Source organism: Mesorhizobium sp. KR9-304, from assembly GCF_040049215.1.
Taxonomy (GTDB): domain Bacteria; phylum Pseudomonadota; class Alphaproteobacteria; order Rhizobiales; family Rhizobiaceae; genus Mesorhizobium_K.
Genome location: NZ_JBDZDN010000006.1, coordinates 172,389 through 185,544 on the forward strand (window position 1 = coordinate 172,389; position 13,156 = coordinate 185,544).

Consider the following 13,156-nt stretch of genomic DNA (forward strand, 5'->3'; position numbering starts at 1 on the left):
CACCTTCGTCATGCGTTTGTGCACCCCGATGGCAGCAGACATCGCTGCCCGGCTTCACCCATTCGACTGTACGGCTATAACACGCTATCGCACCCAGTCGGAGGCCGAAGATGCGTCCTTTGTCGTCGTTCGTTTCTTCCAATCGCAGAGCCGCCTGATGGCTCCCGTCACCGTCGATCCGACGAAGGTGCGCGAGTTCAGGAATGCCGAAGCCTTTTACAAATGGCTCGGCAAGAACCACGACCGCGCCGACGAGGTCTGGATCAAGATCCACAAGGTCGGTTCCGAGCTGCCGTCGATCACGCCCAAGGAGGCGATCGACGTGGCACTTTGCTGGGGCTGGATCGACGCCATCCGCAAGGGCCTCGACGACACCAGCTACCTGCAGCGCTACACGCCGCGCGGGGCAAAAAGCACTTGGAGCCAGATCAATGTCGACAATGTCTCGCGGCTGGTCGAGGAAGGCCGCATGACCGGCCACGGCCTGAAGCATGTCGACGCTGCCAGGGCCGACGGGCGCTGGGACCGCGCCTATGCGAGCGGCAAGGTCATGAAGATCCCCAACGATCTGCAGGCAGCCATCGACGCCGAGCCCAAGGCGAAGGCCATGCTCGCCAAGCTCAGCGAGCAGAACCGCTTCGCGCTCGCTTTCCGCACCCACAACATGAAGACCGAGGCTGGACGCAGGAAGAAGATCGCAAGCTTCGTCGATATGCTGAAGCGCGGCGAAACGATCTACCCGCAGAAGAAATAAGCGCCGCTACCGCTTCCTCGGGGGCAGCGCGTAGTCGGGAATGCGGAAGCGCTTGCGGTAGCCGCCCGGCGTCATACCCGTCACGCGCTTGAACAGGCGGCGGAAGAAGGCGGGGTCCTCGTAGCCGGCCTGCCAGCTTATCTCGTCGATCGAGGCCTCCGTCCGCTCGAGCCTGCGCTTGGCGTCCTCTATCCTCAGCCGCTGCACATAGGCGATGGGGCTGAGACCCGCCGCCACGGTGAAGCGCCGCTTGAAGGTGCGCTCCGCGAGCCCGGTCAGCTTCACCATTTCCTCCAGCGGATTGACCACCGAAAAATGCGTCGCCACCCAGTTCTGCGCCCGCTCCACCGCCGCGTCGCCGTGATCCTTGCGGCCCTCGAATACGATGTAGGGCGCGAGCCCGTCCTGGTGCCATTGCAGGGCGAAGGAACGGGCAACCTCCTGCGCGGCGGTCGCGCTGGCATGGCGGCCGATCAGGTAGAGCACCAGATCGTGCCATGTCATCGAGGCGCCCGAGGTGATCAGCTCCTCCCGTCGTCCGGACACGACCAGCACGCGCTCTGGATGGATCGGCACCTGCGGATGTGTCTGCGCGAAGGACCGCGCGTAGCCGAAATGCACGGTCGCGTCGACGCCGTCGAACAGCCCGGTCTCGGCGAGCAGGAAGATGCCCGAGCAGGCCGAGCAGAGCAGCGCGCCGCGCCGGTGCATCGCCTTGAACCACTCGACCAGCTCCGGATGGCTGCCCGTCCGCCAGCCTTCGGGTCCAAGCAGGATCGACGGCACGATGACGATGTCGGTCCGTTCCAGCGTGTCGATGCTCCGCTGCACGCTCACCGGCACCTTGCTCGCCAGCGTGAGCGGCCCGGCCTTTTCGCCGACGATCTCGACGTTGAAGGGCGGCGGCAGCGGCGGGCCGTCGCCATGTCTCAGGGGAAGGATCGCGAAGGCGTTCATCACGTCGAATATGCCCGACAGCGTCGACACCACGGCCTCGGGGATGGCGACGAGGCTGACATGGATCAACCCCTGCGCCTTCCCTGGGCCATTCCTTTGCGCGTTCCCGGTTGCTGCGCTCGCCCGCATGCTTCCCTCTTGCGCCAAATCATAGACGGCGCGCCTGCCATGCACCACGTCCTGTTTTGGCGGATTGGCTCAAACGGACCGTTTGAGGCCAGTCCGGCTCTGACCTTCAACGGGCACACCTGCGACTACAGCGGCAGCCCGATTCCACGGGCGTTGAACAGGAGACTAAGACATGGACTACGTCGGAACGAACGCGATCGACACCGCCAGGTTGGACGCGATGGTCGGCCGCGCGATCGGCGACATCTCGGCCGGATATGGCGGCGTGATGATAAGCCTGGGCGACAAGCTCGGCCTCTACAAGGCGATGGCCGGCGCCGGGCCGCTCGCGTCGCGCGAGGTCGCCGCTCGCGCCGGCTGCGCCGAGCGCTATGTGCGCGAGTGGCTGGGTTCGCAGGTCGCCGGCGGCTATGTCGACTACCATGCGGTGAGCGACACATACGAACTGACGCCCGAACAGGCGATGGTGCTCGCCAACGAGGACAGCCCGGTCTTCATCCCGAACGCCTGGAACGTGCCGGCCTCGATGTGGGCCGACGAACCCAAGGCGATCGACGCCTTCCGCACCGGCAACGGCATTCCCTGGGGCGATCATGACGGCCGCCTGTTCTGCGGCGTCGCCGCATTCTACCGCAACGGCTACAAGGCGAGCCTGGTGCCGCAGTGGCTGCCGGCGCTCGACGGCGTCGTCGAGCGGCTGAAGGCCAGCGCCATCGTCGCCGACATCGGCTGCGGCCACGGCCATTCCACCGTGCTGATGGCGCAGGCCTTCCCGAACTCGAAATTCCGTGGCTTCGACAGCCACGGGGAGTCGGTTCTGGAGGCCAAGCAAGTCGCGGACCGGGCCGGCGTCGCGGAGCGCACCACCTTCGCGCTCGCCCGCGCCGACAATTTTCCAGGCACCGGCTACGACTTGATCTGCTTCTTCGACTGCCTGCACGACATGGGCGATCCGGTCGCGGCGGCGGCCTGGGCGGCGAAGGCTGTTGCGAAGGACGGCACGGTGATGCTGGTCGAGCCGTTCGCCAATGACAGCGTCGGCGACAACATCTCGCCGGTGGCGCGCATGTACTACGCGGCCTCGACCACGATCTGCTGCGCCCATGCCATCTCCGAGGGCGGCCACCACGTGCTCGGCGCGCAGGCCGGCGAAGCGCGGCTGGGCGACATCTTCCGCAAGGCGGGGTTCAGCCACTTCCGCCGCGCCTTCGAAACGCCCTTCAACCTGGTCCTCGAGGCGCGGCTTTAGAGCCAAGCCGGTGTGACCGGCGCCTTCACGCCACCGCTGGCGCCGTTCATGCCACCTTCGACCTCACCGCCCAGGCCCGCGCCTGCAGCGCGATCGAGCCGTCGGCCTCGCGCGGCAGGCTCGCCTCCAGTCGCTCCCTCAGCCGCTCCCGCGCCTGAGGGGCAAGGCTCGCGACATAGCCCGGCGCCGGCCCGGCGCCTTGCGTGAACGGCCGCCAGTAGTCGTCGAAGTCGGAAAACACAGTCGGCGTCACCACCGCCTCGCAGGTCACGTCCGATAGCCCGGCCTCCGTCGCCAGCACCGTCAGCCTCTCAGGCGTGCAGAAGGGGAAGCGGCGGACCTCGGCCAATTCGACGCCCTTTGGATCGAGCGCCTCCGCGTTTGTCCAGAAGGTGCGCAGGAATTCGAGCCCGCCGCCGGGATAGTCCCAGACATAGAAGGCGACGGTTCCGCCCGCCCGTGTCACGCGCTTCATTTCCGAAAGCGCCTTTGCCCTGTCGGGCACGAAGTTCAGCGTCAGCGCCGAAACGGCGGCGTCGCGGCTCGCCGTCTCGACGTCGATCGCCTGCGCGTCGCCTTGGCGGAAATCGGCGCGCTGGTCGGTGATGCTGGCGCGTGCCTTGGCCAGGAAGCCCTCCGAGGGGTCGATGGCGATGAGGCTCTCCGGGTCGCTTCGCGCCAGGATTGCCGCCGACAGCGCGCCGGTCCCGCAGCCGATCTCCAGCCAGTGAAGTTCGCGCGGCAGCGCGAGCAGATCGAGGAACTGCGGGGCGATCCGCCGGCTCCACCGCCCCATGTAGCCTTCATACGCGTCGCCCGCCTGCCAGGCGTCGTGTCGGGAACTTTGGTTCGCAGCTTCGCTCATGGCGCATCCTCCGGCGCCCCCGGGCGCAAGAATACAGGTTTCGCCGGCATGGCGTCGAGCCGGGATCGGCGTGGCGGCCTCAACCCGCCACCAGACCCGCAATGTCCATCGCCAGCAGGTCGCCGATCCGCTCCACAGTCACGTCGGGCTTGCCGTACTTCCCGGCATTGGCCGGGTCGAGCGCGTAGTGACCCTGGCGCGGGAACACGCTGACCAGCCTGTCGCCCCAGATTTTCTTCACCGCGTCGAGGATGCGCTCCTTGTCGTCGATCAGAACGTAGCGCCGCGCCGGATATTCGCGGGCGACCGTATCGAGCATTTGCTCCTTGTGGATGAAGATCAGCACGCGGCCCTTGACCGCTTTCCAGATGCCGGAACGCTGCACCTTGCGCGGCTGGAACACCACGTCGCCGTCGGACAGGATCACCGTCGGGCCGAATTCGGAGAGCTTGGCGATGACGTCGAGCGCGCCCGGATAGAGCCTGTCGGCGAAGGGGTAGTCGATCAGGAACTCCGAAACCGAAAGCAGTTTGAGCGCTGCTGCGCCGTCGCCCTCGAAATCGGCCCGGTAGCGCTGCAGCGCGCCCAGATAGTCGGCATAGCCGAGTTCCTTGCGCAAATCCTCGAAATGCTTCCAGTAGAGCTCGCCCGCCGCGCCGAAATTGCCTGACAGATGCGCCCGCAGATCCTCGGCGATGCGGTCGTTGTCGAGCAAGGTGTTGTCGATATCCAGAAGAAAGACGACGTCATGCATCGTGTCCGGCCCCGTTGCGCTTGGGCTCAGGCTAGCGCCGAACGGGAGAGGGGGATAGAGCGGCAATTGCCTGGCGCGAGCCGCTCATAAGGCGCTCGATGTGAAGGTATGCGTCCTTATCGCAGGGGCAGCCCGCGGCGTCTCCATTCGCTTGGCGGAAGCGCAGCACCGACACGGAAGGCGAAGGCCGTCACTTTCGTCGCGTTCGTGTCGACCTCGCAGCGATAGCTCAAATCGTACCATTCGCCATTCATGCGGAACGCCGCCTTGGTCGCGTCGATGACAGTCCTGCCCTCGTCGAGGCGAAACGAAGGCAAGAGGTCGGGGTAGTAGGGAGGCAGGCCGTTCTGCAGCTGTTCGCGCAGTTCGGTGACGCAGAGCCGGCCCGCGCGCACGCCACGCGGCACGCCTGCCATCGCGGTCGTCGCTATCGGATTTCCGGTTGCCTCTCGCGAGAACAGTTTTTTCGCTTCCTTGGGCTGCGGGACGCTTTCTTGCACCTTCTCGACATCTGAAGGCTCGGCTGCCGGCATGCCCGGCGTCCCGGCCGGTGAAGCCTCGCCAGCCGGCCCGGCTGTCAGGGCAACCGGTTGCTCGGCAGGCTCCGGCTTGTCCGGCTGCGCCGCCGGCGCCGCGGAACCGTCCTCCGCGCTGTTGCCATCCGGGGCCTCCCGGGGACCGGCGTCCGTCTCACCATACTGGAACACGGGTTGCAGAACGGTCACGGGCGGGGGAACTTCATCGCCACCTGATGGCGGAGGTTCGGTCTCTGCCTGTTGCGGCTCCTCGGGCTTGGCCTCTTCCGCTGACGGCGGAGGCTCGGCCTCTGCCTGCTGCGGCTCCTCTGGCTTCGCTTCCTCCGCGGGTGGCGGGGGCTCGGCCTCTGCCTGCTGCGGCTCCTCGGGCTTCGCCTCTTCCGCTGACGGCGGAGGATCGGCCTCTGCCTGCTGCGGCTCCTCGGTCTTTGCCTCCTCCGCAACTGGCGGAGGCTCGGCTTCTGCCTGTAGCGGTTCCTCCGGCTTTGCTTCCTCCGCGGGCGGCGGAGGCTCGGCCTCTGCCTGTTGAGGCTCCTCGGGCTTTGCTTCCTCCGCCGAGGGTGCGGGCTCTGCCTGCTGCTGCTCCGGCGGCGGCACCAGATCCACCGCTATGGCCTCCTCCGGCTCCGGCTCGAACGACGGCAAAGGCAGTCCGAAGATCAGCAGCGCGGCGACGAGCAGATGCGCGGCGAGCGAGCCCGGCAGGGCCCACCTGGATACAAGGCGCTGATCCTCTGTTTCATCCTTCATGCCGCCGATGTGGAACCAAATGTGGGCAGCATCAAGCACCCATGCCGCCGCACACCGAAATTCCGTCGGTTGCGCTCGATGATTGCGGGACGCGGAGGACCCGCGCCTACGCTGCCGCCGCCACCGCGGTATGTGCCTTTGGAAACGGCTTGAAGGTCATCGCGATCAGGAAGGCGCCGAGCCCGATGCCCCACGATCCGACATAGAGCCAGCTGTATGTGTCGAAACGGTCGTAGATCAGCCCTCCGACGAGCGGGCCGGCCGCCATGCCGAGGCTTCCAGCCATCGCTGTGCCGCCGATCACGGTCCCCATCATCTTTAGCGGGAAATTCTCGCGCGCGATCACCGCGTAGAGCGGCATGACGCCCGCATAGATGAAGCCGGTGAGCATCGCCACCGCATAGAATCCGCTGAGCTGCGTCACGAAGAAGAAGCCGAGCACCGCGAAGGCCTGCAGGAAAAGCCCGCTCACCAGCACATGCTTGGCGCCGAAGCGGTCGCCGAGCAGGCCGAAGGCGATGCGCCCGCCCATGCCGGCCAGCCCCTCGACGCTGTAGATCGAGACCGCCGCGATCAGCGGGATGCCGCAGGTCACGGCGTAGCTCACCGTGTGGAAGATCGGGCCCGAATGCGTCGCGCAGCAGAAGAAGTTGGTCAGCAGCAAGATGACGAACTGCGGCGACTTTATCGCCCGTTCGACCGATATTTCCGTTTGCGGCTCCGCATTCGCGGATGCTTCCGCATTTGCTGACTGAAGGGCGGGTGGACTGCGCACCAGGAAAGCAGCCGGGATCATGATGACAGCCGCGATCGCCGCGATGATCAGCATGGTCGTCCGCCAGTCGTATTCCGAAACCAGCCACGCGGCGAGCGGCGCCATGGTCATCGGCGCCATGCCCATGCCGGCTGAAACCAGCGACACGGCAAGGCTGCGGCGCGTCTCGAACCAGCCGGTCACGCAAGCCATCATCGGCGCGAAGATCGCGGCGGTCGCGGCGCCGACGACGACGCCGAAGACGAGTTGGAACTCGAGCAGCGACGTGGCCCGGCTCGCCAGAGCCATGCTTGCCGCCAGCAGCGCAGATCCGGCTAGGACCACCACGCGCGGGCCGTAGCGGTCGGACAAGGCGCCCCAGGCGATGCTCCCGAAGGCCAGCGCGAGGAAGCCGATGGTCATGGCGCTGGAGACGCCGGTCGTGGACCAGCCGGTATCCTCGGCGATGGGCCTCAAGAGCACAGGCAGCGAGAACATCGCGCCGATCGCGACGCAGCCAAGCAGGCCGCCGGCGGCGACGATCACCCAGCGATAAGGACTCTCGTAGGTTTTCCCCGCGGCTGCCTGCGACATGACGATCTCCCTGACTGCTCGGCGAGCCCGCCCCTGCGGCGGCCCCGCGACTGGAAGACGAACGCGCCTTCCGCAAACCGACAGCATGAAGAATTATTTCCCGGGGTCCATCGCGGTTGCTGCCAGGATACTGACATGAGATGTGGTTGGTTCAATCCCTGGCCGCGATGGGGCCTGGCAACAGCGGCGGTCGCGCGCGCATGGTTGCCCCCCTTGCGGCCCTGCCGCCTCGCTCGCGCTGCTTCGTGTACCCGCGAGGTTCCGCCGAGCGAGGCAGGTTCTGCGAGCCCACGAATGCTTCACGGATCCATCGTGATGACCTCGCCCGCCTGCGTGACCGTGCAGTGGCTGGCGCGGCCAAGCGTGCTCATGGTCAGCACCCAGTTCTTGCCCGACCTCTTCGCGTGTTTCACCACGCTCGAGCCGGTCTCTTCCTCCTGCAGCGCGTCGGCGCTGTTCATGCAGGCGTCCATCGCGGCCCTGGATGGCTCGGTCGGAGCATCGCCGTCGCTTTCCTCGGCGGCCTTCATGCCGCAGTCGATCGGCGAAAGCATGTCGATGGTCTGATAGCGGCCTTGCGACACGTGCACCCTGACGCATACGCCGGTCTTCTCGTTCCACCAGTCGTTGTTCTTGACGGCGACATAGCCGCGCGCCTGCATCTGGTTCTCGGCGCCGGGCGCCCGCGCGCCGAGCAGGTCGAGTATGTCGCCGGGCGGGTCGGCCAGCGCCGGCAGGGCAGACGCGACAAGAAACGCCGTTAGCATCGACTTCCGCATCATTCTCGTCTCTCCGGGAATCGGGTTGCGGCTACTTTATCGACGAACGCCCCGCGCATCCACGGGGGCCCAGGGTTTGATCTGCGCCATGACGGGCGGGGCCTTGCAACTCCACCCGTCATGGCGCGCGGTTTCGGTTTTAGTTCACGGCGCGTCCGGCAATCTGCGCGGCCTGGTCGATCACGTCGGCCACCACCTTCGGCTGCGTCATGAAGACCGCGTGACTGGCCCGCACGTCCGTTACCGCCGCTCCGATGCGCTCCGCCATCTTGCGCAGCATCCGGCCGTCGAACGCCTTGTCCTCGGTGGCGATCACCGCCCAGCTGGGCTTGGTGCGCCATGCGGCGTTTTCCAGCTTCGTGGCGAAGGCAGACATGTTGATCGGCACCTGCGAGTCGCGCAGGAATGCGGCATCCGCGTCGCTGGCGTCGGCGGCGAAGCCGATCTTGAACTTCTCCAGGTCGATGAACCCGTAGCCGTCGGCCTGCGTCTCGATGACGAATTCCGGCGGACCCGAAAAGCCTTCGTACTGCTGTGCAGTCGTCTCGCCGGCGTCGGGGGATAGGGCCGAGACGTAGACCAGTCCCGCGACCTTGGGATCGGTGCCGGCTTCCGTTATGACGGAGCCGCCCCAGGAATGGCCGACGAGGATGGCCGGGCCATCCTGGCGGGCGAGCACGCGCCGCGTCGCGGCGACGTCGTCGGCAAGCGAGGTCAGCGGGTTCTGCACGATGCTGACGCGGTAACCACGCGCGGTGAGTTCGTCATAGACTCCGCGCCAGCCCGAGCCATCGGCGAAGGCGCCGTGGACGAGCACCACGTTCCTCACGGGCTGCGATGCGACGTCGGCCTGCTGCGCCTGCGCGGCGCCGGCGATGGTAGCCGCCGCGGCCGCGACGACGACGTTGCGAATCTTGGTGGTCATTGGGAAGACTCCTCTAAATGCAGCGATAATTGTTATCGCGATATGCATCGTCTAGAGCGACTCGGTTTGTTTGTCCAGCATAATTATTATCGCGATATTTATTTTTGCGAGTTGGCCGGCTATATTGAGCCGGAAGGAGCCTGCCATGACCGAAGGATCCAAGGGCCAGAAAACCTCAAATCCCGTGCCGCAAAACCCCGTGCCGCTCGACGATCAACTCTGCTACGCCATCTATTCGGCGGGCATGGCCGTCCAGCGCGTTTACAAGCCGCTGCTCGACGGGCTGGGGCTGACCTACCCGCAATATCTCGTGCTCAACATATTGTGGCGCGAGGACGGGCAGACCGTTGGCGGCATCGCCGACCGGCTTGCGCTGGAATCGAGCACGCTCACCCCGCTGCTCAAGCGGCTGGAGGCGGCCGGGCTGGTGCGCCGGACCCGCAACCCGGACAATGAGCGGCAGGTCGTCGTTGCGCTGACCGACGAAGGCCGCGCGATCAGGTCGCGGGCCGGGTGCCTCGGTGATTCATTGCTTGCCGCGTCCGGCCAGTCCCCCAGTGACCTCGGCAAGCTGAACCGCGAGGTCAGGCAGTTGCGTGACGCGATCTACAGCCATATCGGCGGCTGGAGCCTCGCTGACCCCAAGGCTTGACGCGCCGGCTCTGCCGACGACGCGCGATACGTCGCGCGGAACTCCTGACCGTTCCAGCGGTTATCCGCTTTATCGAGTGGGCAGGAAGCACGCGTCGCGAGACATGTGCGCGGCTGAAGGCGCGATACGGCGCAATGCACGGTCGGCGCATACAATCTGAGGGTATCCGATGGAAGAGCCGGTCGTCGCGTTCGATTTCGGCCGCATGCTGCTCGGCGACGAGCCGCCGCTGTTCCTGTTCGAGATCGCATTCCGCACGGTCGTCATCTACGTCTACACCCTGGCGCTGATCCGCTGGATCGGCAGCCGCTCGGTCGGTCAGCTGTCGCTGGTGGAGTTCCTGCTGGTGATCGCGCTGGGCTCGGCGGTCGGCGACGCGATGTTCTATCCCGACGTTCCGCTCGTCCACTGCCTCGTCGTCATCACGGTGGTGATCCTCATCGACAAGGCGCTGAGCTTCCTGCTCGCCAGGAGCCACCGCCTGGAGGATGTGATCGAGGGCAAGACGGTCGAGCTCATCCGCGACGGCGTCATCCGGCACGAAGTGCTGCGCCAGGCGAATTTCGGCCAGGACGAGCTGTTCGAGCAATTGCGCATGAAGGATATCGAGCATGTCGGGCAGGTGCGCGCGGCCTATCTCGAGACCAACGGCAACCTCTCGGTCTTCAAGGCGTCAAATGCACCGAACCGGCCCGGCCTGTCCGTCGAGCCGCCATGGGACGTGAACCCGCCGAGGAAGCTCAAGGCTGGCGATAGCCATGCCTTGACCGTGGCCTGCGCCCAATGCGGGACGGTGCTCGGATCCCGGCCAGGCGCCGTGCTGCCCGCCTGCCCGCGCTGCGCCTCGACCACCTGGCACGAAGCTGTGGCCTAGCCGGGCAATTGGAGGCGAGACGGCTAGCGGCGCGGCGGCTGCCGGCCGTCCGAATGGCGCGTCTTCTCGTCGTGGTCGCCGCTTGGCTCGGTGTTGCCGACGCCGCCCTTGGGTAGCCTGTTCTCCGCCGCATCCTGCGAGACCTCGTCGGAGGCGTCGGTATGGCGCTTTTCGCGCAATGCGCGCGCGCCGGTCTCGCGCCTGTTGGTGCCGCTCATGATCCAGCTCCCTAATCGTTTGTTTCGCCCGTGCCGCCGGCTCCGGCGGCACGGGCGGTAGTGTCGCCTCCCGGGAGGTCAGGCCGCGGCCAGCATCGCCCGCTCGTTGACGCCGCCTTGGCCAAGCGAGGACAGCGCCTCGTCGGTCTTCTCTTCCTCGGCCAGCGTCGCCTTCAGGAGGCTCACCGCCTTGGCCATCCCGAGCTGTTCGGCCCAGGCGCACAGCGTGCCGTAGCGCGCGATCTCGTAGTGCTCGACGGCTTGCGCGGCAGCCACAAGTCCGGCGTCGATCGCGGAGGTGCCCATGTACTCCTCGATGATCTCGCTGCCTTCCTCGAGGATGCCGTCGATGGCCGGGCAGGTCTTGCCGCGCGCCGGCTTGCCGAGCAGTTCGAAGACCTTCTCCAGCCTGTCGATCTGGCCTTCGGTCTCGCCGAGATGCTTGTCGAACGCGGCAGAGACCTCATCCGATCCGGCAGCCCTGGCCATTTTCGGCAGCGCCTTGGCGATCTTCTTTTCGGCGTAGTAGATGTCCTTCAGCCCGTCGAGGAACAGGTCCTCGAGGTTCTTGTCCTTCTTGGTCGATGGCATGTTTCTCTCCGTCATGTGATCAGCATCCGCCCACGCCTGAGAACTCGGCGTCGCGACGAAAGGTTCCGGGCAACGGCCAAAGCTCCGTTCAACCGCCCGCGGCGTCATGCTATGGCGGGCGCAGGCGCCATCCTGGAGAGGCAGCACATGGACAGACTGGGTGAAATCCTCGATCCCGTCCGCAAGCGGGTCATCGACATCAAGGACGCGCTCGCCCACGCGCGCTACCGCTATGATGGGATCGACCTGATCCTGGAGACTGTCGCGGACTCTAGGGCGCGCGGGGCGTCGCAGGACATCTTCACCCTCGCCGCCGAGAAGATGAATGCGGTCGACACCCTGCTCGACGACCTCTACCGCGAATTGTCGGATCTCGACCGTAAGCTTGAGGGGCTAGGCCGCGCCGGGTAGCGCCAGGCCTCGAACCCCGCCGCCATCCGTTTCACCCGAATTGGATCCCCGCTCGGGTCACACCGAGCAGGCAGGGATGTAGCGTGCCGCGTATTCGTAAGGCATGACTTTCATGCGCTGCCGAAGGCCACCATTCGCCGAAATCCAGTTCCGGACCCATCCCGGGTAAGAGCGGACCATGAAGTTCGAGGCACGAACGTTTCCGTTCTTGCTCGAGCCGTAAGGGAGGTGGAATCCGAAGGACGCTCCTCGCGAGATGCATGACTTGGAGACGGACAGATAGAGCGTGCAAGCCGACAGGCATCTACCCGCGAACCGAATCCTGCGGCCGCTCCTCTCGATAGCTCTCCGTTGGACCGCATACTCCACGAGCAGTCCGCCGCGGTCGTTTCTTATCGTGACGTCTGTGGACCGGGAGAATGGGCCGGCCGTCGCCGCAGCAACGGAACTGCCGACGAGCAGCGCTACCCAAACCAGAACGTGCGCAAAACCACGAGCCGATTGCATGCCGAAAACCTCCGATGAGGTCATCAGCATCTCAGAGGCGCGTGGATATCGGGCTAAATATAACCTTAAGATTGTAGCTATCGGAAACTGGTTGTGTTTTCTGTTGAATAGCAGCGCTTCGGCCGAAGCGACAATGCGGCTGTATAAACATGGAGGAAAACCTTAGCTTATCTAGCCTCCTACTAAGAATTTATCAAGAAAGCATAAAAGTAATCTTCGATAGGTTCTGAAATTAACCATCAGAATAAACAAATTATAAACTATCTTACATTTGAAAATGGATTGGAAATCGTCTCTTTTATTGCCATTGACCAAAACTAGCCGGCGTAATAATTTGGCGGCGTGGTGGTATTGGGAATGCGCCCGGCTGTGGAACCGAGCGCAGGGAGTGGTTAAAAATGAAATCGGATCTGAAGAGCCTGGCGCTCGGCGCCGGAGCTGTGTGTTTGGTTGCGCTTGCAGCACTGAACGCGAGTTCGGCTGCGGCCAAGACGCGTGCGCAAATGCAGGCTGAGGCGGATCGCGCTTGCGACGAGGTTCTTGAGAAGGGAACTGCGAGCGCGCTCCGGGAATTTCGAAAGAAGTATCGGAAGTACGATACGGCGTGTTCCACGCTCGCCTATGCTCCCGCCTCCTCCAAGGAGCGAGGAGACGGCGGCAGTGGGATTATCAATGTTCGAGGAGACGGCGGCGGTTCGGGCAGCGGTTCGGGTTCGGGCAGCGGCTCGGGTTCGGGCAGCGGCTCGGGTTCTGGCAGCGGCTCGGGTTCGGGCAGTGGCTCTGGTTCGGGCAGCGGTTCGGGTTCGGGCAGCGGCTCGGGTTCGGGCAGTGGTTCGGGTTCGGGCAGCGGTTCGGGT

15 protein-coding genes are annotated in these 13,156 nt (G+C 65.3%); 6 read left to right on the plus strand and 9 right to left on the minus strand.

The window, feature by feature from the left end; all coding sequences use genetic code 11:
• Positions 1 to 157: 157 nt before the first annotated feature.
• Complete coding sequence (locus ABLE71_RS23940) at positions 158 to 754, plus strand: YdeI/OmpD-associated family protein (RefSeq protein ID WP_348786015.1); 597 nt, start codon at positions 158 to 160, stop codon at positions 752 to 754.
• A 6-nt stretch (positions 755 to 760) separates the two neighbouring features.
• Here the strand turns inward: ABLE71_RS23940 and ABLE71_RS23945 are convergent, their stop codons facing one another.
• Positions 761 to 1,780: a helix-turn-helix domain-containing protein gene (locus ABLE71_RS23945; RefSeq protein WP_348785995.1), complete on the minus strand. Its 1,020-nt coding sequence runs from the start codon at positions 1,778 to 1,780 to the stop codon at positions 761 to 763.
• Positions 1,781 to 2,012: 232 nt separating this feature from the next.
• On the opposite strand from ABLE71_RS23945, the gene ABLE71_RS23950 reads away from it, so the two are divergent.
• A complete protein-coding gene (locus tag ABLE71_RS23950) occupies positions 2,013 to 3,089 on the plus strand; it encodes a class I SAM-dependent methyltransferase (RefSeq protein WP_348785996.1) in 1,077 nt (358 codons plus the stop codon).
• A 46-nt stretch (positions 3,090 to 3,135) separates the two neighbouring features.
• Here the strand turns inward: ABLE71_RS23950 and ABLE71_RS23955 are convergent, their stop codons facing one another.
• The 6 genes from ABLE71_RS23955 to ABLE71_RS23980 all read right to left on the minus strand — a co-directional run bounded on the left by ABLE71_RS23955 (position 3,136) and on the right by ABLE71_RS23980 (position 9,046).
• Positions 3,136 to 3,954: a methyltransferase domain-containing protein gene (locus tag ABLE71_RS23955; protein ID WP_348785997.1), complete on the minus strand. Its 819-nt coding sequence runs from the start codon at positions 3,952 to 3,954 to the stop codon at positions 3,136 to 3,138.
• A 79-nt stretch (positions 3,955 to 4,033) separates the two neighbouring features.
• Complete coding sequence (locus tag ABLE71_RS23960; protein WP_348785998.1) at positions 4,034 to 4,708, minus strand: HAD family hydrolase; 675 nt, start codon at positions 4,706 to 4,708, stop codon at positions 4,034 to 4,036.
• 116 nt (positions 4,709 to 4,824) lie between these two features.
• Complete coding sequence (locus ABLE71_RS23965; protein ID WP_348785999.1) at positions 4,825 to 6,033, minus strand: DUF930 domain-containing protein; 1,209 nt, start codon at positions 6,031 to 6,033, stop codon at positions 4,825 to 4,827.
• Between the two features lie 67 nt (positions 6,034 to 6,100).
• Complete coding sequence (locus ABLE71_RS23970; protein WP_348786000.1) at positions 6,101 to 7,342, minus strand: MFS transporter; 1,242 nt, start codon at positions 7,340 to 7,342, stop codon at positions 6,101 to 6,103.
• A 299-nt stretch (positions 7,343 to 7,641) separates the two neighbouring features.
• Complete coding sequence (locus ABLE71_RS23975; RefSeq protein WP_348786001.1) at positions 7,642 to 8,124, minus strand: hypothetical protein; 483 nt, start codon at positions 8,122 to 8,124, stop codon at positions 7,642 to 7,644.
• A gap of 136 nt (positions 8,125 to 8,260) precedes the next feature.
• Positions 8,261 to 9,046 carry an alpha/beta hydrolase gene (locus tag ABLE71_RS23980; RefSeq protein ID WP_348786002.1) on the minus strand — a complete coding sequence of 262 codons (786 nt, stop codon included), beginning with the start codon at positions 9,044 to 9,046 and terminating at the stop codon, positions 8,261 to 8,263.
• A 145-nt stretch (positions 9,047 to 9,191) separates the two neighbouring features.
• Here ABLE71_RS23980 and ABLE71_RS23985 point away from each other — a divergent pair, with 145 nt between their 5' ends.
• A complete protein-coding gene (locus ABLE71_RS23985; RefSeq protein WP_348786003.1) occupies positions 9,192 to 9,698 on the plus strand; it encodes a MarR family transcriptional regulator in 507 nt (168 codons plus the stop codon).
• Positions 9,699 to 9,867: 169 nt separating this feature from the next.
• Positions 9,868 to 10,572, plus strand: a complete 705-nt coding sequence (locus ABLE71_RS23990; protein WP_348786004.1) for a DUF421 domain-containing protein — start codon at positions 9,868 to 9,870, stop codon at positions 10,570 to 10,572.
• Positions 10,573 to 10,595: 23 nt separating this feature from the next.
• On the opposite strand, the gene ABLE71_RS23995 is transcribed toward ABLE71_RS23990, so the two are convergent.
• Both ABLE71_RS23995 and ABLE71_RS24000 read right to left on the minus strand, forming a co-directional pair.
• Complete coding sequence (locus tag ABLE71_RS23995) at positions 10,596 to 10,790, minus strand: hypothetical protein (protein WP_348786005.1); 195 nt, start codon at positions 10,788 to 10,790, stop codon at positions 10,596 to 10,598.
• Positions 10,791 to 10,868: 78 nt separating this feature from the next.
• Positions 10,869 to 11,381: a ferritin-like domain-containing protein gene (locus tag ABLE71_RS24000; RefSeq protein ID WP_348786006.1), complete on the minus strand. Its 513-nt coding sequence runs from the start codon at positions 11,379 to 11,381 to the stop codon at positions 10,869 to 10,871.
• Between the two features lie 147 nt (positions 11,382 to 11,528).
• On the opposite strand from ABLE71_RS24000, the gene ABLE71_RS24005 reads away from it, so the two are divergent.
• On the plus strand, positions 11,529 to 11,792 hold the full coding sequence (locus tag ABLE71_RS24005) for a hypothetical protein (RefSeq protein ID WP_348786007.1): 264 nt from the start codon (positions 11,529 to 11,531) through the stop codon (positions 11,790 to 11,792).
• A 905-nt stretch (positions 11,793 to 12,697) separates the two neighbouring features.
• Positions 12,698 to 13,156 (plus strand): hypothetical protein (locus ABLE71_RS24010; protein ID WP_348786008.1); only part of this gene is annotated, 459 nt, incomplete at its 3' end.